Genomic DNA, 21,335 nt, shown 5'->3' with positions numbered 1-21,335 from the left:
CCTCGTCAAGGCGGTTGACGAGAAAGTTAAGAAGTTGGTCCTCGTGAATCTCACCGTCTGCTTGCTTGTTGGAGTGCACATCCTCAGCAAGCAGACGTTCTAACTAACCGGCTTTGTGAAGTACTGAGACTACACCCGATTCAAAACACTCTACCAACTGCTTGACGGAGTCGGGAAAACATACGATATTCACCGGCAATCCACACCACGAGACTTACTTGTCGATCGGCTCCGCGACTACGACGGTCCACACTACGTCGTTATTCTTGATGAAGTCGATCAACTCCAATCCAAAGACATCCTCTATGACCTCTACCGCATCCCGAATCTATCAATCATCCTGATCGCTAACAGTGAAGAAGACCTGTTCTCACCGTTAGATGACCGTGTTCGAAGCCGGCTGCAGAACGCGCACCGTATCCACTTTGACCAATATGGAGACGACGAACTCGTTTCAATTCTCCGTGACAGGGCGCAGTGGGGGCTCACTGAGGGTGTAATCACCGAGGACGGGCTATACCAGATTGCTGACCGGGCAGCTGGTGATGCCCGTGTAGCTATCGGTATCCTTCGGAAAGCTGCACGAGAAGCATCGCAGGCAAATGACGATCATATTAGTTCTGAGACAATCGTCGACGTGGTTTTGGAAGCGAAAATGGAAATCAAGCAGAAAACCCTTGATCGGCTTACCCCGGATCAGAAAACGCTGTACAGCATCATCACGGATGCTGAAGAGATCACTCCACCAGAGTTGTACGATCGGTATCAACAGCAGGTTGAAGATCCCAAGACGGAACGAACGGTGCGGAATTACCTAGCGAAACTGGCGCAGTACAACCTCATCGAGATGGATGGGAATACGAAAGCCCGAGTCTACCGCGCCAAGCCATAAGCAGAGACGACAGGTGTTGTTGAAATCATCAACAGATGATCCATTCTGACTAGACTGTGGTCAGTACAGGGTAGTAGTCTATCGGCGCTTCAGTAGCACAGAAATGAGCATAAGCGCCGCAAAGACGACTGCGAAGCCCATCACTCCGACTCCGAAAACGTAGTACGGGTTCGTAAAATCGGGACTGTTGAGGAACAGAAAGAGGCAAAAACACGAACCCATCAAGACAATCACCGCAGACTGAATACTCGGATTATACCAGTCTTCAAGCGATTTCCGAACAGTCCTATACATATCAAAACAATAACTCCAACACAGTATAGCGTTTGCGGTCGGTGAAAATCCGATAAGTTCGCACTCTTCAGCGACCAGCGGTTTCAGGCGAGAATATATTTGAAGAATGAGATTTCAACAGAGCCGATTAGAACGAATCACCGAGCCTTTCTGCATAGGTTCTGTTTAATTCGGAAATCTTCTGTTGTAGCCCATTTTCAAAGTCACCGAACTTCTCATCGAACTCATTCTCTAACTCCCGAATCTCTCGTTGAATCCGACCTAACTCAGAGATCCGTATCTCGCGTCCAATCACTTCTCCCTTCGGAGTAAGTGGGTGGATTTTGTTTCCATTTTCGTTGAAGTGCGGGTTGTCTTCACCGTAAAGTAACCCCAGCTCTTGCGCCTCATTCATTCGCTTCCGAATCGTGGCACCACTCACTCGCATTTCGTTTTGCAGTGTAACAAACCGTTTTGGGGTGTCGTATAGTTCCGCGATCAGCTCTAACGCACCGGGATTAGAAAGGAAGTCTGTAACAGCCTCTACTTCATCCGCATCGAATTCGTCGGGAACAGGGTAGTCTCCGCTACGGTTGTGATCGTTGCTGTCAACCACGGTGTGTAGTCTGTTTCACGACCACCCCTAATAGATATATGGTGTAAACTAAAGTATGAGTTCAGAATAAATCTGCTATTCATTCTGAAACCCAGATTTGGAAAATACCTTTACTTTCTTTAACGGTGTTCTCACCCATTCAATACCCCTGAATACGTAGCATTTAGCGAATAGATTTGGAAGCACCGCCCCGTCAAATATGGTTCAATCTAAAGTAAATCCACTCAGATGACTGACCCGGACTCGGAACGTATCGCGGACGCGCTCGTGGAGCAAGCAGCCACGCTCTTCGATGTCCACGATAACGTCTCCCGAGTCATCGGGAATCTCCATCTCCCGATCGACGAGTTTCAGGACAGGTATGACATCCTAATGGACGACTCGTTCGACTTTGAGGCGATGGTACGGGTCTATCTATACATGCAGGTGACAGGGCTTTCACAGACCGCAGTCACCGATCAAATCGCTGTATTGGAGTATCTGCAAATCAGATTCGGACTGGATGGAGCACCGACACAGGCGGCACTCTCGTATACTAAGCGGAAGCGGTTTTCAGGGAAACTTCGCAGCCTACTCAACAGTGTCGCAGACGACATCAGTGACGCTGCCTCGGACCACGGAATCCAGTCACAGGACTTCAGAAAACTAGATCCTGATCCGGACCCCACGGAGATTCAAGAAACTTCAACTCCACTACACCACTACGTGGACAACCAGGCACCAGGCGTTATCACATCAACACTGGATGAAGTCTGCCCGGCACTGGATACTGGCCGGGCTGAGAACGTCAAGCACGAAGACGAAGTTGTTTGGGAACACCAGATCCTGATGAGTCTACAGGATCGCTCGGGAACGAGAGCAGCGTACCGGACGTTCAATAAATTCCGCAACGATGCCCTACACCATGACACGCACCTGAACGCAGTCAATTCCCTCGGAACGCCGTCCTCATACCAGTACACATTTGATGATTTCAAGAACGGGAAGCCAACCCCAGACTGGCGACACGTTGCGGATGCGATTCAACCACAGTTCTCAGCAGCTGTCGAACGACAGCTGGATATGATTCGCCCCACGGACGAATTCACAGAACCTGTCGTGGCTGCAATTGACGTGACCGGTGCTCCAGTCCACGTCACACCGTGGAAAGGAGAAGACGATATTGAGCCAGATGACGAGCGGATCGTTGTTGATGAAAAGACTGGCGACACGCGAGTACCGAAAGATGACTATCCGACGATGGTAAACGGAGCAGCGGAGAGTGGCGTCTACGAGTACCAGTATGCAACGCTGACTATCGTCGGAGCGAATACACCCTTGGTTGTTGCTGTTGAGCCGATTCGACACCACTCCACGTGGGAAGGCGGCGATGGCCGGTCGACCTCGTGGGCAGAAGTCGTGGATCGCCTGATGGAACAGGCGACCGAACTCGTTGACATCCATATGGTGATGGCGGACAAGGCCTTCGACCAGCACGGTGTCTGTCACGTACTGGATCAACGACATGATGTGACGTACCTGATCCCGAAGAAAGCCGATTCACAGCATCTCCGTTCACAAGTAGCCGAAGTTCGTGAGGATCCAAATGTGACTGCGCGTGTTGAACAGGATGCGTCGCTGTACCTACGTAACGATACGCCGTATATCGATGTTGATGATGACCCTGACGTTGGAGAGGACAATTACAGTCATGACGTGACGTTCATGCACGTGCCGGCGGAGCGGGATGACTGGATTATCCGGCACGCTGATGATACCGGGTACGCGATTTTTATGACGAACAGCGATGACGTATCTCCACTTGAAGCAGAAGGGCTGGTGAACTGGTATTCGAGGCGGTGGGATATTGAAAATGAGTACCGGATGATCCTGCCGTTGATGCCGTCAATTGCATCGAAGGATTATCGAATGCGGTTCTTCGCGTTCACGTTCAGTTGCCTACTGTACAACCTGTGGCGGATCGTTGATCATTCACTGAAGGTGCTGGCGTCGGAGAAGTACGACGATTACGGTCGTGGTCCGCACGAGAGTCGTCTCGACACCCTTCTTCCACTGTCAGACTTACTCGCGTCGTCGATCATCTGCCTATTCTCTGGACTGGATCCCCCTGATGTAGCCGTCTGATTTTCCGGCGGTAGCTTCTTTTCGGTAGCGACAGCTGTTTTCTACAACCGACTTTCCGACCCGTTTCTCCCAGATATTTTACTATTTTATCGGGTGTGATCTCTTGGGATCACTGAGTTGGGTGACATCGGGGTTCAGATAGGGGGGTCACCGGGCATTCCGTTTGTAGCTACCCCCACCTTCCGAACCTGTGTGTTGCGAAGATGGGCTTATGATGCACAGGTTTCGAGGCTAAGTCATTTGAAAAAAGCGGCCGAGCGGGTCCCGAAACGCGTTTCTGAGAGACCTATTGCGTAGCGTTCACAATTCCGATAGAAAATCGCCGATTAGGTCAGCGCTGCCGCTCACGATCGAGCAAACTCAGAGGAGACAAGAAATTAGTCGGGTGGATCGAGACCGTAGTTCTTCTTGGCAAATGTCAGGAACGAGTTCGAAGAGACCGCCGGCTGGTCGCCGACCTCACCGTGGAGTTCCAACTGTACGAGGATATCCACGAGTCGCCAGCAGTTGTACAACACGCAGGCGAACGCGAAGTTGAAGTACCGGAACCGGTGGTCGGGTGACTGTGTCTCCGCGAGGAACGTCTTCAGCTTCTTAAACCCGTTTTCGATGCCCCACCGGCGCTTGTATCGGACCATCAGCCGCCCAATCTGATGTTTCATCTCCCGGTCGTCCGAAGGATTGACATCCACCCACGGAAGATTCGTCTCGAACGGCACCGTCGGTGCTTCAACCCGCGCTGGCTCCATGATCTCCTCTTCCTCATGCACCTCATCAAGGAGATTTCCCAGTGGTGAGTTGCCATCGCGGTCATCTGAGAACGGCGTTGTCTCGCCGATGTCTTCGAACTCCTCAATGAGTTCCTGCCGAATCGTGACGTCATTCTCATCGTCATCTTCGTCTTCACGTTCCCACTCGCGCTTCGGGAGGTAGACTGCCTTTCGTGCTGGCCCGTCGTCCAGACGCTTTTGCTTGACCACGTCGAAGTCTCTGTTCTCGCTGGCGAGCTTGGCAGTCTGGTGTTCGTGGTCGCTGCTGGAGCGCACAACGCCCGGATTCAGGTAGTGAACGTCGTGCTTCTCGCAGGCGTCTTTCACGCCATCGTTGGCGAACTCGCGGTCCATCATCACGAGGTCCAGATCGGGGACAATATCTGTCGCACCATCAAGCAGATCGTCTACGAGATCTGCTCGCTTCCGGCCGCGTTCAACTGGGACGGCATCGAGTATAAGCGGGACGTCGTGACCGACGAGTTTGACGACTGCCCACTGGAAGAACGGCCCGTCGTCGCCTTTGTACCCCAGAATCCACGGTTCCTGATTCTGTCCGCTCCGATCTCGGGTGATCTCGCCATCCCACGGGTTGCCTTTCGTAATGTCGATGGCTGCCATCTGCTTGCGGCCCATCTTGTCCTTGGATTTCGCCTGCTTAACGAGTGTCCGGCTAGTCTCTCGGAGCATTGTCCGGATACGTCCGACGCCGAGATCCTTCGTCTGGAGCCGGTGGGAGTCGCCAGACGGCGTCTTCGATCGGGTAGAGTCGGCGGCAAAGGACTGCGCGCCGTCGTTCGGGTACATATCAGTCCGCATCCCGAGGTATGACTGCTGTTCCCAGAATGCACCTTCGGGAATGCTCGCGTTTCCGCTGCGGTCAAGGTGGAAACAGTCCTCGACAATGGGTTTCGCACCCTTCCAAACCTCGCGGGCCTTCTCACGAGCGAGCGTATCCTTGCTTTTTGAACGTGTGACTGTATCCGTCGGCTGGTTGGGTAGAAACGAGGGTTCGGGCGCAGGAATGTCGTGATATCGAGCGATATCCACGACGACCTCAGCGGCATCTCGAACGGCGTCGCGGACATCTTCGAGACGGCCGTTCCATGCCCGCCAGAGTGTGGACTGAGTAGGGATACCGTCGAAGCCGAGCTGCGTGCTAAGAAACGGCTTCTGTTTGAGATATTTCCAGAGAATCGTTTCACTGTTCCAGCCCTTCACACAGCGGAGCACGTGCGCTCGGAAGACAGCTTCCCAAGGTTTCGGGTCGCCCTGTTCGTGGTCAAGAGTGTCGTAGAATCGGAGGTAGCAGGCAGGGATTTCAGCGACAAGATCTTCTAGCGTAACAGAGCGATCGTGCCGGACTTGTTGCTCGCGCGGGTAGGTTGTAAGAACGCCGTCAACCATTTCGCGGAATGTCATATCGAAAGACCGTGCTTCGACAAGATCGCCGGTATTCGTGGTGTAAAGTCCGTCTACGTCGTAATCTTTCGGTGTAGATTCATAGCCCGCGCTGTCGAGATGCTTCCGTGGACCAAGGCGCTCCCACCGTGACCCGGTTGGGGCCTGTGCCGCGGTTCTTGACACGTAGAGACATATTTGTTTGCCAACTATATAAAGAATCCTTCAGCCGAGTGGAAGTGGTCACTGCTCTCGTTCAGTATAGGTAATGTACGAATCGCTCAGTACAGGAGTACAAAAAACTTAAATCATAACATTTGTATTTTGAATCAATGATTCAGAAACTGATTGATGATTATATCAAAGAATACCAGCAGTCGGACTGGGAGTTCCATACCCGATATATGGGTCCCATACTGCTTGGTCTCAGCCAGTTGGCTGTGCTGATCGTGGTTGTGGGTACTGCTCGAATCTACTTTAGAGCCTCAGATTTTGAAGTATTCCTCTTAATTTTGATCAATTGCGTTATTGTACCCATCGTAATGTGGTATCCAATCCGAAAAGCAGGCTTTTAGCATAGCCCTTTTAACGCTGTCGGGATCCTCAATTGATTACAGTAGTGACGTATAGGATACGCAGTCCTCACTGACCGGAGATTTCAGGCGAGAATATGTCTGAAGAATAGGATTCCAATAGAGCCTCTCATTTCAAAAACGGACCTCTGTTGAAATTCTCGGAATCCGACACATCTCACACCGATTGCGGTCAATACAGAGTGTAGATTCAGCGAAGTATCTTAGATAACGGTAGGCGTCACGAAAGGCGAACTAGTCGGTGGCGTAGAATAAATCAATTTGGATGAACAGACTCTAGTCATGTGGAGAAGATTTATTTTTTATCATTTGTAACTACAATTTGTGTCCGAACAGCTCTCCAATACTGAGATAGATATCGGACTTATCGCCCAGACAGTCTTCGTTCTTGCCGTGGTGATCGGCATCCCTTCGGCGTTTGCGCTCGATGGACAACTCCGCTCTCTCGTCTTCGTAATCCTAGCCGTCCTGCTGCTCGTGGGCTTTCTCGTCGTCGGTTACCGCCACGCACGCCGACAGAAGTCTCTCCATCAGCACGTTGCTTTTTTAATAGTTTGGTTCGGCAGTTTCCCTCTAGCGGGCCGACTCGCTCGCACAGCAAGCGGCCGCCTCCCAGAGCCGATTCCCGACCTCTTGGCAATAGGCGTCACGCTCGGTGCACTGTGGATTGGCTCACGGCTTGCCTACGGTGGTGTACTGACCCGGGCGCTGTTTGGGTCAGACTGAGACTTCACGAGGAGACAGAACTGGTCAGTCGAGGTCCGGCCACTTCCAATACAGATGTTCTATGTCGTATTCGCAATCTTCAGTGAACAGCTGTTCCGTGCGAAAATCTGTCTGAAAAATAGAATATCAACAGAGTCAGCGGGCTTATTCACCAGTGAGCAGGAGTACGCAAGAGCACTCTGTTTGGTGAGTGGTCGGCGTCGAACCTGTGCATTATTCCCTATCTTCGCAACACGTCACACCCGTGGGGTTGCGAATCCCTCCCAAGAGGTTCATGGGATCGACCCTAAACGGCCAGATCTCGCCGAGAATTACCCGTCAGAGCGCCGAAGAAATCATCAGAATACGAAGAATACCATTCTACTTATCGATGATCGGCAAAAATACGCGACCACAACGAGTGATGCCTCTCACGAAGGGCGGGCCCGGACCGGATTCTACATGAGTGCGACCAACTCCTTGTCCAGCCATCTGAGGAACCGTCTGAGCGTTATCCGCGGCTTCTTCCGCGTTTCAATCTCCCCGATTCGTTCCTGCGTCAGAAAATCCACCAGTAACCACATGTTGTACACCACACATCCGAATGCGAAGTGGAACCACCGGACCTCGAATTCCTTCGACGTCGTCCATGCAGCTGCATCTTTAATCGACGAGTATGAGTTCTCGATTGCTCCCCGATCGCTGTACTGTTCAATCTGTGTTCTCGCCCACCGACGATCCAGCGCAAGCTCATCGCTCACATCAAGACTCGTGATGAACGGTTGTGGTGACCCATCCTCGTTTGCATCATCGTCTTCATCCGGAGGGAGCACCACGACGTTCGTGTAGACCTTCGTATTCGACACCTCTCCTTTGACCGCACCATGAATTGGGAAATCCGTCTTTACGTACAGAGACGTATCATCCGGCTCATTGTATCCCTGTTTTAGCTGTTGGAACTGATCGCACATCGGTCCAATCCGATGTTTGTCTTTCCGGGCAGGGATTACGTAGTCGATATCTCTCGCAGTAAGCGTCTCTATCACGTCGGCCGCATGGAACTCCCGATCAGCGTACACCATCCTGATGTTGACGTAGTCATCAGCGATCGAAATGAGTCGCCGTGCAACATCCCCGACGTAGTATGATCTATCTTTTCCAGCGTAGTCATCCGTCGCAGCGTGTTCAACGCTCCCAAGCGGGTGGACACCTATGACGTAGTGAGTGTTCTCACCGACGATCACAGCCGTCGCAAACTTGTGGCACCAAGAATACTCCTTATCCTCTGGTGCGCCCTGTACCCATTCCATCTCGTCACGATCGCCATAATAGGCGACGTAGGTCATGTCTAGCGCGACTTCCGCTCTCGTCCCGAACCGTGAGCCATTATCGTGTTCGAGTTCGTTCAAGCGGGGTTTCGCACGCGTGTATGTTTTTTGCAGGACGAAGTTCAACACTGTCGCGATCTCGTCGATAGACATCTGTTTAAGAGCGTTTATGAGCGTTTCACCCGATGGCCCATCTTCATAGAAGGGATCATCAAGATCCGGATCTGGATTCAGTTCATCTCCCAATGAGACCCCTGCACCGTTCGCTGCCTGCTGTTCGATCGCCGCAAACGCCTCCACCGTGAGCAGTTCCTCTTCATCATAAATCGGGTTGTCAGGCCGTGGAATGGACATGGAGGGGAACGCAACCGTGTTCAACTCCTCAAGTACCTGCCGGCCTTCCTTCCGTAATGAGCGTTGAATCGTGCGATGTGACGGAGGGCCTGAATCATCATCTTCGCCGTTTTGTAGCTGGAAGGGACCACACCCAATTGGTGACCCTCGTCTAGCTGCAAGTTTCCGAATCTCTTCCACCGCACCCTCAACCGTTGATTGAAGATCCGCGAATCGGTCGTCTTCTAACCGAGACGGTTTGAACGTGCTCTCTGACGGCAGATCATTCGGCTCAAAGCCCATCGCAGTCGCCAGCTCCGGATTCGTTTCGAGTCGGTCGGGAATCGTCGATAGCGGTAGATCTTCCACTTTCGCCCACAGGTAGGCACAAAACATCGGACGGAACGGTGTCGCAGTATGCCACTCTGGATAGCTATCTCGGCCTTCATACAGACAAGTATCGAGCTCAGGCAGCAAATCAACCCATTCGGTCTCTTGATCGATGAACTCGTCTGCTTGCTGTCCAAGTCTCGTAGTTGGTGTAGAGAGGGAGTCAGAGTAATCCATAGTATGAGAGTCAAGTTACCAACTAATTGCTCAGATTCTGAGTAAAGCGGAGGGGTGCAGTTTCCGAAACCGAATTCATACAAAACACGACGAAGGGATGGATAAAAAGCAGAAATCGCTGAATACACTCTGTCGCTGATGGCACTCAACTGGTGACCTCGCTCCGCATCAGACTCTACTCAGATTCTGAGTGGAATCAACATCTTAGTAAGTGTCCGCTAATCGTTCCAGTGATGGAGAGCCAGCTGGAGAAGTTCTTTACGAAGGAGGGTTCTATCGGGCTGATACTGGCGATCGGCCCCGACGGAGCACGATTCAAGGAGATAAAACCACAAGTAGCTGTGAGCCACGATACAGTCTCCAATCGAATCGATGAAGCCCGCAATATTGATTTAGTGGCTCTGTTGAAATCCTCAGAGAGTTACATGTTCGTCGTATAATTCGACGAGATGAAGGCCCTCCCGAAGTCGCAGATTCTCCGGTTTACTGAGAAGGCGATCCATTTGGCCCGCCGAGCCGTTTCTCGATACTCCTCGAAGTTCTCCAAACACCGCTATACACTCCCGCAGCACGTTGTTCTGCTCTGTCTCAAAGTGCGGAAGAACACGACCTATCGTGGCCTACTTGACGAACTGATCGAGATGCCACGCATCCGTCGTGTTCTCGGGCTAACCGAGCTTCCTACTGCTTCAACGCTCTGTAAGGCGTTCAACCGGCTTGATATGGCTGTGTGGCGTATCATTTTGACTCTCTCAGTGACGTTACTTCCGACGAGCGGAGTTGTTGGTGTTGATGCGTCGGGGTTCGACCGTAGTCACGCTTCGAAACACTACACGAAACGAGCTGAACTCACGATTCAGCAGCTCAAGGTGACGTTGCTGGTCGATGCGAAGGTGAACGCAATTCTCGATCTACACGTGACAACGACTCGAAAACACGATAGCCAGATCGCTCCGTCGTTGATCAAGCGCAACCCCGAGTGTATCGATATTCTCCTCGGAGACAAAGGCTACGACGATCAGAAAATCAGGCGGCTCGCCCGGCAACACGAGGTTCGGCCACTGATTAAGCATCGTGAGTTCACATCACTCCACAAGGCATGGAACGCACGCTTAGACGCTGATCTCTACGGACAACGAAGTCAATCCGAGACTGTGAACTCAACACTCAAGCGAAAGTATGGTGCGTTTGTCCGGTCACGGCGCTGGTGGAAGCAGTTCCGTGAACTCGCTCTTAGGTGTCTTGTCCACAATATCAATCGATCACTTTGAGGACGTAACAGAAATATCTCAACAATCGTATGGCGAATCAAAAATCTCTGTGCTTATGCGGTCTCCCCACATCAGAACATGGATATCGATACAATATCCGTCATACTCTTCAAATATGCTGGTCTCAAACGCTTTTTCAAGAGTATTATTCCCGGACTGAACGGTTACATCTATCTTACACCGCTCGTCGGGAAATTCATCGGACACAACAACTGGTTCTCGTTCAGACGGTTGCTCTATTGGTCGAGCATGCGTAGATGTATGAACCTCTTCACCGTCACATTCGACGATTATTTCGGCATTATCAGCGATTTCCCCTTGACCGGTCTCCTGATCTATACCAGAGACTTCTGATAATATCAGTCGATTCAAGATGTACCCATTTTGAAAACGACCGATACAGCCAGTGAGTGAAGTTATAGCTACAGCAGAGGTTCCGAGGAGGGCTCGTCTCCGCATAATACATTCTATAAGTAGAGCGATTTATTATTCCATCGAACTTGAGCCCTACAATCGGATTGATGACTCTGACTGTTGGGAGGTAAACGACCTCTCTGAATTAATCACACCATGAGAAATGTTTGAAGAAGAGGATTTCAACAAAGCCGATTTAGTCAATACTGAACCCACCTCCGATGTAGGCACCACCTTCAGAAACACGCTCTCAGAAGCCGGGCTGGTTTGCTATTCAGGGATGGTTGAATTGGGATTGGATAAAGCACATGCTGAGTATGTAGACGCGATCAAGAAATACAATAATTTGTCAGAGGAGTACACCGACAAAGCCGGGGACAAAAAGGAATGGTTCAATTGGTTCGTTGAGAGTGATGCACTGGCTAACTCGCTGTTAGATAATGCGGAAAACAGCACTTTCCAACGTTATGCGCCGGGTATGATTTTGCCGGAACCGCTTCAAGACGCTCTCTCGCGAGGTTCGATCGAACCTCTCCTCACATCTGAGAGTGATGATATCGATATCTTATTATGGAAATTCGGCTTTGTTGAAATCCTCAGAGAGTTACATGTTCACCGTATAATTCCACGAGATGAAGGCCCTCCCGAAGTCACAGATTCTCCGGTTTGCTGAGAAGGCGATCCATCTGGCCCGTCGAGCCGTTTCTCGATACTCCTCGAAATTCTCCAAACACCGCTATACACTTCCGCAGCACGTCGTTCTGCTGTGTCTCAAAGTTCGGAAGAACACGACCTATCGTGGCCTGCTTGACGAACTGATCGAGATGCCACGCATTCGTCACGCCCTCGGATTAGCTGAACTTCCTACGCCATCAACGCTTTGTAAGGCGTTCAACCGGCTTGATATGACTGTATGGCGTGCTATATTGACTCTCTCAGCGACGCTACTTCCGACGAGCGGTGTCGTTGGAGTTGATGCGTCAGGATTCGACCGCAGTCACGCCTCAAAACACTACACGAAACGAGCCGAACTCACGATTCAGCAGCTCAAAGTGACGCTGTTGGTTGATGCGAAGGTTAACGCAATCCTCGATCTCCACGTGACGACGACACGAAAACACGATAGCCAGATCGCTCCATCGTTGATCAAGCGCAACCTCAAAGATATTGACATTCTCCTCGGTGACAAGGGCTACGACGACCAGAAGATCAGGCGACTTGCTCGTCAACACAAGGTTCGGCCACTGATTAAGCATCGTGAGTTCACGCCACTCCACCGGGCATGGAACGCACGCTTAGACACTGATCTCTACGGCCAGCGGAGTCAATCAGAAACTGTCAACTCAACACTCAAGCGGAAGTATGGTGCGTTCGTGCGCTCACGACGGTGGTGGAAGCAATTCCGTGAACTCACTATTGCCTGTCTCAGTCACAACATCGACCGATCACTCTGAGTGGCCAAGAAACGTGAAGGAAAGATCGCTCAATATAGATGAAGGACGTACCACTTAGCACAGGTGAAGGCTATCGAGGGCGTACTGGGTCTGGAAGTGGCCGAAGTTCTGGCATTGTTCCTGACCGCTCAATCGTTTGGATTTCGACGTTGTTCACCGCAACGGCGAGTGTTTCCCAGTCACTCGGCACATTTGCCCCACCGACAAGGTGGGTCACAGAACTACATTGCGATTCCTCGGTCGTTCCATTGGACGACGTTCCGCTACTGAATCCAGACGTGACGTTAAATCTCAGGACGAACTCGTTCGCAATAGAATGGGTCAGCTCCGGTTTGACGTCTCCTAACTCGTTACAGAGCCTCACGTCAAACGTTAAATCCGCTGATTCACCGTCGCTAACGATGTGAACCCACCCGCTATGAGCCTCCTCCTCGCTCGGGAACGATGTACGGCTCTTCGAGTATGCGAGTCCGAGGGAGTCGTCAGCCTCGTTGGGGTCGCTCTGATCCGATGTACTCGAACTCACAGGGCTCGTCCACCCTTGACAGCCAGCGAGACAGCTAAGACTAGTAACGGAGCAAACGGCCAGTACCTTGCGACGGGATAATGGAGGGCCCATCAACTCAATGAATAGGTTCTCTGGACAAGTCCGTTTCGAATGCCAGCATCGTGTGCGCGGGGAGTTGATAGTCGTTGTTTGTCACTGGCAGATACGTAGCCTACAGCGAACAGCCGTTACAGGAGAAAACATGTCTGAAGAATAGGATTTCAACAGAGCCGTTAGTCCTGAACTCGTCGTTCCGGCACTACTCGGTGTGGTTGTCGTAGTTGAAGCATTGGTAGAGAAATTCAGCATTGCGTCAGTCTTCCTTGCTATCTTCGGAGGGCTAACGTTCCTACTCGGTGCAGCGAGCTTATACACGTTGTACGCAGTCGAATCTGGTGGGGTATTCTTCATTGGATTCTTCACCATTATCGCAGGGATTCTCCTTGCTATCGGAGTTTTTCTCCACACAATCGTACGAACAGAACGCTTCAAAACTGCTTCTAAGGAACTAATAAACTCGATCTCTAATTAGTTTGGTTTGGCTGGCTCTGTTGAAATTCTCAGTGGGTGATATATCTCGTCCCGTGCCGGTCAGTACAGGTGACTGATTAAGTGCCTCGAATAAGAGTGATGAGATATGCCAGATGAAAGTCCTTCTACACTTTTTGAAAAGAAACGTGAGGGACGCCCACCAGTAGATGTTCTCGGTCTTGTAGGCGGATTAGCGGTGTTTGCAGGCCTTTCGTTCCTGTTTGCGGCATTATCCCAGCTATCGGGGCCAGCTGTTGAAACTGGGATTAGCCCCCAAACCGTCGCTTCTCTCCAATGGAGTGGAGTAGGAATTGTGCTTGGTATACTGGCGATCTTTGTGTATCAACGAAGGCCTATCGGCTGGTATGGAACACTCGTAGCGGCGATAGCTGGTGTGATTCAGGCTCTGAGAATAGATGTTCCATTTGGGTTGATTTTGATCATCTACCTATCAGTTCCGCTGGTCGTACTCGCTCTCCTGCTGGTACGTCGTGATATGTTTTTGCGCCGGTAGATACGCAGCTCTCATCGACCGGCTGTTTCAGATGAAAATCTGTCTGACAAATAGGATTTCAACAGAACCATAGTACCCAAAACGAGCAGGTACTCTATGATCGGGTTCAATAAGCACCCTTCATCGACCGGCTGTTTCAGTCGATGATGTGTCTAAAGAATAGGATTTCAACAGAGCCACTATACCCTATTTCGCGGAGATGTTTTCAGTAATTGAACCGGTATCGGATCAACTACAATGAAGAGACGATCCGAACTGACATGATAGGTATAGTATCATATTTTTGTTAGTCGGTTGTGATCTAGTGAAAACAAGTCTTGAACATTCTGTGTCGTTCGCAACCCAACTGGGTAGGGGAAGTTGAGACTACGGCGGCTATAGCACCGCTGGTATGCACGATATCAGCCGAACCACCGAACTTGACACGGTTCACACTCGGGTCGGGACACCACTTTCAGTTAGTATCCCAACTAGAACTGCGTATTTGAAGAGATCAGAACAGCGCTGCCGCTCGTTACCCCTGTTCTCACTGGCTCAATATCAGCGATTACCCGACTCCAGTTTCCTTCTTCAACAGTGTGAGCGTATTGTCCGCAGTCACAATCGGAGAATGCTCGTACTCACCCGTCAACTCGACTTGCACGAGGAGGTCGACGGCCCGCCAGATTGAGTACAGCAGACAGGCGAACGCAAAGTAGAAGAATCTCAGTACGAAGTTCTTCGAGGTTGTCGCGGCCATGAACCGCTTAATGCTCCGGTAGCCGCTCTCGATCTCCCAGCGATAGCCGTACTCACTCAGCAGTCCCACATTACCGTTGCACATGAACACCGAATACTGCCGGTGGTCAGTGTGTTCAGAATTCTCGTTTCGACGGTACACGAGCGTCGTCTGGTGCCACTCATTCTTGCCCAAGTGGAGCTTACGGTCGTTCACGTATCGATCTGTCTCACTCTTCAAGAGCCGTTTCGCCTGGGCTCTCTCGCTCGTGTGCATCCGCTTTGGAACGACGTACGTGAGCCCGCGTTGGCTCAGCATCTCCAAGACGTGTTGGCTGTCGAATTCTCTGTCCATCAGCACGCTGTCGACGTGGACGAGGTCCTCAGCCGAGTCAAGTAGATCCTCGACGATTTCGAGCCGACTCTCGCCACGCCGCACCGGCCTTGCGTCTAAGACAATCGGGACCGCATTACCGACGAGCTGGACGGTGGCCCACTGATAGGCGTATTCGTCGGTCTTCTCTTTTGTCCCGATGATCTCATCTTCATGACCTGTTCTATCACCGGTGAAGGGTTCAGCTTCAGTGATGTCGATGGCCACGATTCCGGCTCGGAAGAACTGCTCTGTCTCCGCGACTTCATCCAGTAGCCGTTTCACGGCCTGACGGTACATCTCACGAATCTCCGCTATCGAGAGGTCACGAATCTGATCACGATGGGCGTGCCCCAGCGGTGTCCGACTACGCGTCGACTCGTAAATGAAGCTCCGAGCCCCCTCATTGGCAGCTAAGTTCTCGCGGAGGCCGAGATAGGTCTGTAAGTCCCAGTAGGCATTCTCGTGGATCTCACAACCCTCTCCGCGATCCATCGAGAACGCCGGGAAGACAACGCGACTGACGTGATCCGTAATCGTTCCCGCCTGTTCCAGCACGGTCTGCTCGTCCGGATCGGAGTCTCCGGTACTGTCTCCTCGCTGAGGGAGCGTCCTGTCCGGGTCACGCGGAACGCTCACACCCGCGTTTTGGGCATTGATCAGGGCCGTCTGGGCAGCCGTCTCAACCGTCTCGCGTAACTCACCCGTGAAGCGCTCGTGCCAGCTACGCCAGAGCGTCGACTGATTCGGAACGCTCTCGAGTCCGAGTTGCTCACGCAATTCAGGGTGGCACTCGAGGAATCCGACGAGTGCTGTCTCGTGGTCCCATCCGTGGAGTTCTTTCAACATGAACACTCGAAAGAGGGTGTCCATCTCGTATCTCGTCGATCCCGCATAGCGGTCATGGGTCTCGAATTTGAACTCGGCTTTGAACGTTGAAGTAGGAGCGTGACGTAGGCGGCAGCGAAGACAGATGATGCCGATTACGGACTTCTTGTCGTGCACGCGTGTGTTTGATGAGTTCGAGTCGCTGTCATCTGCACAACGTCAGCACGCGAAAACATACGCCACAGGTCTTGTTGCGGCCAGCAACAAGACCGTGGCGGGCATCGCACGCGAAGTCCTTCCAGCTGGGGACAAACGCGCTCTCAACAAGTTTCTCACCGAGTACGACTGGGACGAACAGCAATTCAACCACGAACGCCTTGAAGAACTCCAAAAACACGGCGAAACACGCTGGTCGAAGGATGGTTACATCATCCTCGACGACACGATCACCGACAAAGCCGGGGACGAAGTCCCCGGCGTCGGCCACTTCTACGATCACGCCGAAGGCGACACTGTCTGGGGCCAAGACCTCATCTACGCGTTCTACGCCGACGACAAAACCGCCTATCCGCTTACTTTCCGCCTCTACGAAAAACAAGACGAGGACGATCAAGAACACGATACGAAGTACGATCTCGCCCGTGAGATTGTCACCGAACTCGAAGACGAGGTAGGTGTTCCTGCGGACACCTACCTCTTCGACTCGTGGTTCGCTCACGAGTCCGGCCTTCCTGAACAGATCGAATCCTACGGCAAGGACTGGATCGGCCCACTCCGGAGCAACCGACAGGTGACCTACGGCGGCGAAGAGATTCGCGTCGATGCGCTGGCAGAGCACATCGACACGGTCGAGCGCAACGTCGAGGACGACACCTACCACATCTGGACGAAGAAGCTTCCCGTCTCCCAACTGGGAGACGTGAAGCTGGTCCTCGCTGAGAAGGAAACCGACGACGAAGACGAAGAGAACCCAGTCAAGTACCTCGCCACGAACAAGATCGACGCACCGAGCGAGCACATTATTCGCTCCTACGGGATGCGCTGGCGCATCGAGACGTTCTTCGAGGACTCGAAGCAGGATCTCGGCTTGGGAGACTGCGAGATGCAGACTGACGAAGGTGCCAGACGGCACTGGCACCTTCTGATGGCTGCCTACAGTCTCGTTCGTCTTGACCCCGAATCGAGCGCCTTGGGGACGGTTCGCTCGAAAGCGTCATCGCTTCGAGCGAACCTCGAACACTCCCTGAAAGAAGCCGTCTACAACCTGCTCTCGTGGGTTCGAGACAACGATGATCGTGGCGTCGATGACCTTATGGAAGAGATCGATCACCTCTTCGTTCACTCAACAGCCGACGCTAACGTTCAAAGCTGAGTTTGAAGTAAGCGAGCGGCAGCGAACAGACGAACTTTTCGACCGAGTTGTGGCTCTCGTGGCTGAACCACGTCTCCGAAATCGTCCGAACATCTGATTCCAGTCCCGCGAGCGACGTTCGGTCATACAGTGGTGTCGAATCATACGCCGGCCACTCAACGTACGATCGCTGAGCGATACGTCGAAAGATCGTTCGACGAGACTCGGGAGTCGAAGCCACTACGAGATACTGACTCGGACACGCAGAAGTCCTCGTCCATCTCGATAAGAGACATCGAGATTGGGGAAGGTCGGTACTCGCTAGGGGAGAGAGATTAGTTCCGCAATCCGGTTCCAGGGGGAACACATTTCCTCCACATGCCTCTAGTCGGACTATGGCTCACGAGTGCGACGATTGCGGGGAGTCGTTCGAGACACTCACTCGTCTCCGACTTCACGACTGTGGCGATGTCCAATCGGACACGTTCTCGACCTCGACCGATTCGGGGAGGTCTAAATCTGACTCATCTCCAAGCCAAAAACGGAACAAAGAGGTTGCCGAACTCGATAACCTGCTTGATCGTTTCTCCGACGGTGACGTGGATGCCCTACACTACGCAGTCGTCGAATTCGAAGCAGCACTCTCGACTGCAGTCGAGGAAGACAGCAGTGGAGATACGTTTCGGGACGTGTTCTGGCCATACTACGAGCGCGTCAGCAACGAACTCGACGATGCAACGAGAGTACACGGTTGGCCATTCCTTGCGGATGTAATCGATGCGCATGAGGCCACTGAGAAGGCCGAATTTCCGCTCGTCACGCCCACAATAGCAAACGCTGTCGGGCGATATCTTATTCGAACGCGGATAACCGATGGTGTCGAGGCGATTCCGGTCAAGGCACTCGAATACCTGAACACTGTCGCGGTCAACGCTCCCGAAAGCGACGATGTCGCGCGCGAGGAAGTCCATGCCTATGGGTGGGGAATCGGACATCCAAACCACTCGGTCGTCGACCAGCTCCACGCCCGTACGACTGAGGACATCTTCTCCGTCAACCCAACAGTCGAACACGCCTTCTACGCTGACCAGTACGCTGCCGTCGACCTACTCGAACAGCTGGTACGAGACGAATCGATCAATGGGACGCTCCCTCGCGTCACCCGTGACGATATGCCATATCGTCGCTACCTGCTCGACTGCGTCTACGGACTGAAAACAGACAGCCACTGGCCGGGGATGCCACGGTACTACGACTGGTACGATGAGTTGGATTACGCCTTCAAACTCGACGAGACAGTCGAACAGCGCATCCGCGACCTCGTCGAAGAGATGGGCTTCGATGCCGATATCTCGAATGACTGGACGTTCCGCGATCTCGGTATTTGAGGGAATTAACAGTACGCTTTCCCCGCCGCCCGACATACTGGCTGGTAATGCCGTTCAGCGTCACGTAGCACGTGCTCTTCAAGGAATAAGAACTCCTGGCTCTGTTGAAATCCTCTTATTCAGACATATTCTCGACTGAAAATGCTGGTCGATGAGAACTGCGTACTGAGCAATGACCCGCTATCGATCAAAGGTAGTAGTCTTATCTGTGAAGAACGCGGGCATCTAATAATGTCAAACGGGAGTAAGCCCAGTGGAAGTGAACGACTCGCTCAGGTGTTAGGAGAGGTGGATATGGACGAATTAGAGGAGGCTATCAAAGCCAGGATGGAGACCACCAAGAAGGCGAGCGGTTTCCACGAATCCGTTGACGGACCGGACGACGAAACGAAATACATCCTCCATAAAGACGGACTTCCGTCGGACCGATACCACGAACTCGCACGAATGATTACGGAAGCAGTTCTGGACGTAAATCCTCGGAAAGTAGCCACAGTCGGAGTTCAAGGGATAGATGAATTTCTCCGGAATCGGAATGAAGAGGCCGTCAAGACGCTCCTAGAAAGTGAAATTTCGTACGTCGAGAGCGAGTACAATGATGGAACGATTGAGGGGCGATGCGCTGCGACCCCAGATGTAGTCGAAGCCGTGCTGTCGTTGTATATTCCTGGTCTGACACACGCATACTTCTTAGATAGCGAAGGTGAGGCGATTGCGGCACGCTTTGACGACACCTTACAGTATTATTGGTTGTCCGAACGCGCATATCGACAGCTTGGCGAACGGTTGAACCCTGATCTGTTCTCGGCAGTCATGACTCAGAAAGAGTTGGAACAGATAATAGAAAGAGAACGTCAGGATAGGTAGATCACCAGTGTTGATCGGAACTGGTAGAAATCATCAGTCTCTAAGGATTTCAACAGAGCCTAATCAACCAAATTGCCGGGTCACTGAATATATACACTTCAGCGAACAACGTTCTAGCACGTAGTCTATGTCAAGTATGCCATCCAGTCGGTCTCCTGATTCACAGTGGTGGTACGGAGTCGCGTTCTTTATTGGAGTATTGGGGTTAACGTGGACTTCGTACGGTATCCTTCAGATAGTTAGCGAATCGCAAGCCGGGTCGCCTCCGAGTCTGATTCCATCTAATCCGGAACTGAGTTTGGTATTTCTGTTCTCTTCCCTCACAGTGGCAGCCACAGTATTGGTCGGCAGTCTACTGGCCCCCATATACTCACTATGCCTCTATCTCGATGTTAGAACGCTCCGAAAGAACGACAGCAACTGGATACCCAGTCGAATTCTGTGGGGGGCAGTTGGCATACTGCACTTGGGTTCGTTCGTATTTTCGGCTGTACAGTTAGTTACGATTCCAGCGGGGGTAGTATACCTGTACAGGCGTTACAGCAAGGTTGGACTGGCATAAACTAATTGTGTGGCTCTGTTGAAATCCTTAGAAGTTGATAATTTCCACCGGTTCCGATCAACACAGGAGATTCACGGATCGGTCAATACAGGGAGTAACCCTATCACCACAATTATTATTCGATGCTCTTTAGTAAGTGAGGTATGGCTGAACAGAGTACAGTAAATTTCATTGAAGAGTGGCAAACAGGGGCGTTCTTAATCGTTCTCTCCGTTGTTGTCGGCGCTTTATCCGTGATTGGGCTTGGGTCCGTTCTGCCTTCATCACCTATTGTGATTCTAGGTGTGTTCCTTGTTGGGACCATAGCAGCTTTCCTCGGTTTATCGTTCATCATATACGGTCGATAAGCAGTCCTTTCTAGCGGGTGTTTCATGCGCAAAGTAGTGAATAGAATATGTGGGTCAAATCTATCCTCAGAGATTCTGAGTAGTTGTGACAGTACAATCACCCATCCTACTATTTTGATTTAGCACCAAAAATACCAATAGTAGCCAGTGTATTTGTCGGGATGCCACTAATGGAGCGAGATAACTTCGACGAGACGGCTCCCGGTGAAATCGTTCCCACGACGACACCGAAGGGGACATATTCGGCGTTCCGCCCTGACCCGCTCCCCCCCTCAGTTAGCACTGAGCAACTCATTACACCGCTGGCGGAGGCGACACAGGCACTTGGTCGACTCCATGGTATCGGCCCACGTGTCGGCTCAAGAGAGATCCTAATCGAGCCGTTCATCCGAAAAGAAGCGCTGGAATCCTCGCAAATCGAAGGCACACATGCGACCCTCTCAGACATCTACGCCTATGAGGCTGGACAGGAGGCGCTCATCGACGAAGACAGACAGCAGGGTACCCAAGAAGTCGTGAACTATCTGTACGCGCTGACACACGGATTGGATGCGATCACAGCTGGCGAC

At 51.9% G+C, this 21,335-nt stretch carries 18 protein-coding genes and 3 pseudogenes; 15 read left to right on the top strand and 6 right to left on the bottom strand.

The features are described from left to right. Nucleotides 1-157: 157 nt before the first annotated feature. Nucleotides 158-619 (top strand): annotated as a pseudogene (locus NO887_RS18760) (Cdc6/Cdc18 family protein); the annotation flags it as partial. Nucleotides 620-637: 18 nt separating this feature from the next. Continuing rightward, entirely contained in the window at nt 638-892 is a 255-nt protein-coding gene (locus NO887_RS17990) for a hypothetical protein (protein WP_256419547.1), read from the top strand. Nucleotides 893-1,313: 421 nt separating this feature from the next. Here the strand turns inward: NO887_RS17990 and NO887_RS17985 are convergent, their stop codons facing one another. Further along, entirely contained in the window at nt 1,314-1,781 is a 468-nt protein-coding gene (locus tag NO887_RS17985) for a hypothetical protein (RefSeq protein ID WP_256419546.1), read from the bottom strand. A 228-nt stretch (nt 1,782-2,009) separates the two neighbouring features. Between NO887_RS17985 and NO887_RS17980 the strand changes: the two genes are divergently transcribed. Beyond that, nucleotides 2,010-3,905, top strand: coding sequence for a transposase (locus NO887_RS17980; protein WP_256419545.1), 1,896 nt, complete (start codon nt 2,010-2,012; stop codon nt 3,903-3,905). Nucleotides 3,906-4,282: 377 nt separating this feature from the next. On the opposite strand, the gene NO887_RS17975 is transcribed toward NO887_RS17980, so the two are convergent. Next, nucleotides 4,283-6,097 carry a transposase gene (locus NO887_RS17975; RefSeq protein WP_256419544.1) on the bottom strand — a complete coding sequence of 605 codons (1,815 nt, stop codon included), beginning with the start codon at nt 6,095-6,097 and terminating at the stop codon, nt 4,283-4,285. A 311-nt stretch (nt 6,098-6,408) separates the two neighbouring features. Here NO887_RS17975 and NO887_RS17970 point away from each other — a divergent pair, with 311 nt between their 5' ends. Together NO887_RS17970 and NO887_RS17965 are read left to right on the top strand one after the other, a co-directional pair. Beyond that, complete coding sequence (locus NO887_RS17970; RefSeq protein WP_256419543.1) at nt 6,409-6,651, top strand: hypothetical protein; 243 nt, start codon at nt 6,409-6,411, stop codon at nt 6,649-6,651. Between the two features lie 342 nt (nt 6,652-6,993). Continuing rightward, nucleotides 6,994-7,395 (top strand): hypothetical protein, encoded by a 402-nt coding sequence (locus tag NO887_RS17965; RefSeq protein WP_256419542.1) that lies wholly within the window; start codon nt 6,994-6,996, stop codon nt 7,393-7,395. 437 nt (nt 7,396-7,832) lie between these two features. On the opposite strand, the gene NO887_RS17960 is transcribed toward NO887_RS17965, so the two are convergent. Further along, a complete protein-coding gene (locus NO887_RS17960; protein WP_256419541.1) occupies nt 7,833-9,602 on the bottom strand; it encodes a transposase in 1,770 nt (589 codons plus the stop codon). A 233-nt stretch (nt 9,603-9,835) separates the two neighbouring features. Between NO887_RS17960 and NO887_RS17955 the strand changes: the two genes are divergently transcribed. Further along, nucleotides 9,836-10,042 carry a hypothetical protein gene (locus tag NO887_RS17955; RefSeq protein ID WP_256419540.1) on the top strand — a complete coding sequence of 69 codons (207 nt, stop codon included), beginning with the start codon at nt 9,836-9,838 and terminating at the stop codon, nt 10,040-10,042. Nucleotides 10,043-10,051: 9 nt separating this feature from the next. After that, nucleotides 10,052-10,873: an IS5 family transposase gene (locus tag NO887_RS17950; protein ID WP_256419539.1), complete on the top strand. Its 822-nt coding sequence runs from the start codon at nt 10,052-10,054 to the stop codon at nt 10,871-10,873. An 18-nt stretch (nt 10,874-10,891) separates the two neighbouring features. Here the strand turns inward: NO887_RS17950 and NO887_RS17945 are convergent, their stop codons facing one another. After that, the gene (locus tag NO887_RS17945) at nt 10,892-11,332 is read right to left on the bottom strand and encodes a hypothetical protein (protein ID WP_256419538.1); all 441 of its coding nucleotides are present in this window, start codon (nt 11,330-11,332) and stop codon (nt 10,892-10,894) included. A gap of 118 nt (nt 11,333-11,450) precedes the next feature. On the opposite strand from NO887_RS17945, the gene NO887_RS17940 reads away from it, so the two are divergent. The 3 genes from NO887_RS17940 to NO887_RS17930 all read left to right on the top strand — a co-directional run bounded on the left by NO887_RS17940 (nt 11,451) and on the right by NO887_RS17930 (nt 14,333). Beyond that, complete coding sequence (locus tag NO887_RS17940) at nt 11,451-11,960, top strand: hypothetical protein (protein ID WP_256419537.1); 510 nt, start codon at nt 11,451-11,453, stop codon at nt 11,958-11,960. Then, nucleotides 11,920-12,741 carry an IS5 family transposase gene (locus tag NO887_RS17935; protein WP_082222448.1) on the top strand — a complete coding sequence of 274 codons (822 nt, stop codon included), beginning with the start codon at nt 11,920-11,922 and terminating at the stop codon, nt 12,739-12,741. Before NO887_RS17940 ends, NO887_RS17935 begins: the two co-directional genes overlap by 41 nt. A 1,184-nt stretch (nt 12,742-13,925) precedes the next feature. Continuing rightward, nucleotides 13,926-14,333: a hypothetical protein gene (locus tag NO887_RS17930; protein WP_256419536.1), complete on the top strand. Its 408-nt coding sequence runs from the start codon at nt 13,926-13,928 to the stop codon at nt 14,331-14,333. Nucleotides 14,334-14,880: 547 nt separating this feature from the next. Here the strand turns inward: NO887_RS17930 and NO887_RS18555 are convergent. After that, nucleotides 14,881-16,344 (bottom strand): annotated as a pseudogene (locus NO887_RS18555) (transposase); the annotation flags it as partial. A 52-nt stretch (nt 16,345-16,396) separates the two neighbouring features. On the opposite strand from NO887_RS18555, the gene NO887_RS17920 reads away from it, so the two are divergent. Beyond that, on the top strand, nt 16,397-17,623 hold the full coding sequence (locus NO887_RS17920) for an IS701 family transposase (protein WP_256419534.1): 1,227 nt from the start codon (nt 16,397-16,399) through the stop codon (nt 17,621-17,623). A 1-nt stretch (nt 17,624) separates the two neighbouring features. Here NO887_RS17920 and NO887_RS18615 read toward each other — a convergent pair. Further along, nucleotides 17,625-17,843: pseudogene (locus tag NO887_RS18615) on the bottom strand (transposase); the annotation flags it as partial. Between the two features lie 154 nt (nt 17,844-17,997). Here NO887_RS18615 and NO887_RS17915 point away from each other — a divergent pair. The 4 genes from NO887_RS17915 to NO887_RS17900 form a co-directional block, all read left to right on the top strand. Then, nucleotides 17,998-18,990 (top strand): DUF8137 family protein, encoded by a 993-nt coding sequence (locus NO887_RS17915; RefSeq protein WP_256419533.1) that lies wholly within the window; start codon nt 17,998-18,000, stop codon nt 18,988-18,990. 231 nt (nt 18,991-19,221) lie between these two features. After that, a complete protein-coding gene (locus NO887_RS17910) occupies nt 19,222-19,857 on the top strand; it encodes a hypothetical protein (protein WP_256419532.1) in 636 nt (211 codons plus the stop codon). Between the two features lie 705 nt (nt 19,858-20,562). Continuing rightward, nucleotides 20,563-20,766, top strand: coding sequence for a DUF8144 family membrane protein (locus NO887_RS17905; RefSeq protein WP_256419531.1), 204 nt, complete (start codon nt 20,563-20,565; stop codon nt 20,764-20,766). Nucleotides 20,767-20,936: 170 nt separating this feature from the next. After that, nucleotides 20,937-21,335 (top strand): Fic/DOC family N-terminal domain-containing protein (locus NO887_RS17900; RefSeq protein WP_303652373.1); only part of this gene is annotated, 399 nt, incomplete at its 3' end.

It is taken from the genome of Halorubrum laminariae (assembly GCF_024494655.1).
Lineage (GTDB): Archaea > Halobacteriota > Halobacteria > Halobacteriales > Haloferacaceae > Halorubrum > Halorubrum laminariae.
This window is presented reverse-complemented; position numbering and strand designations above follow the sequence as displayed.

Excerpts from the sequence above, each read along its gene's own strand:
- NO887_RS17980 (WP_256419545.1), top strand. The coding sequence starts at position 2,010 with ATGACTGACCCGGACTCGGAACGTATCGCGGACGCGCTCGTGGAGCAA.
- NO887_RS17975 (WP_256419544.1), bottom strand. The coding sequence starts at position 6,097 with ATGACATTCCGCGAAATGGTTGACGGCGTTCTTACAACCTACCCGCGC.
- NO887_RS17970 (WP_256419543.1), top strand. The coding sequence starts at position 6,409 with ATGATTCAGAAACTGATTGATGATTATATCAAAGAATACCAGCAGTCG.
- NO887_RS17960 (WP_256419541.1), bottom strand. The coding sequence starts at position 9,602 with ATGGATTACTCTGACTCCCTCTCTACACCAACTACGAGACTTGGACAG.
- NO887_RS17955 (WP_256419540.1), top strand. The coding sequence starts at position 9,836 with ATGGAGAGCCAGCTGGAGAAGTTCTTTACGAAGGAGGGTTCTATCGGG.
- NO887_RS17950 (WP_256419539.1), top strand. The coding sequence starts at position 10,052 with ATGAAGGCCCTCCCGAAGTCGCAGATTCTCCGGTTTACTGAGAAGGCG.
- NO887_RS17945 (WP_256419538.1), bottom strand. The coding sequence starts at position 11,332 with ATGCGGAGACGAGCCCTCCTCGGAACCTCTGCTGTAGCTATAACTTCA.
- NO887_RS17940 (WP_256419537.1), top strand. The coding sequence starts at position 11,451 with ATGTTTGAAGAAGAGGATTTCAACAAAGCCGATTTAGTCAATACTGAA.
- NO887_RS17935 (WP_082222448.1), top strand. The coding sequence starts at position 11,920 with ATGAAGGCCCTCCCGAAGTCACAGATTCTCCGGTTTGCTGAGAAGGCG.
- NO887_RS17930 (WP_256419536.1), top strand. The coding sequence starts at position 13,926 with ATGCCAGATGAAAGTCCTTCTACACTTTTTGAAAAGAAACGTGAGGGA.
- NO887_RS17920 (WP_256419534.1), top strand. The coding sequence starts at position 16,397 with ATGATGCCGATTACGGACTTCTTGTCGTGCACGCGTGTGTTTGATGAG.
- NO887_RS17915 (WP_256419533.1), top strand. The coding sequence starts at position 17,998 with ATGGCTCACGAGTGCGACGATTGCGGGGAGTCGTTCGAGACACTCACT.
- NO887_RS17910 (WP_256419532.1), top strand. The coding sequence starts at position 19,222 with ATGTCAAACGGGAGTAAGCCCAGTGGAAGTGAACGACTCGCTCAGGTG.
- NO887_RS17905 (WP_256419531.1), top strand. The coding sequence starts at position 20,563 with ATGGCTGAACAGAGTACAGTAAATTTCATTGAAGAGTGGCAAACAGGG.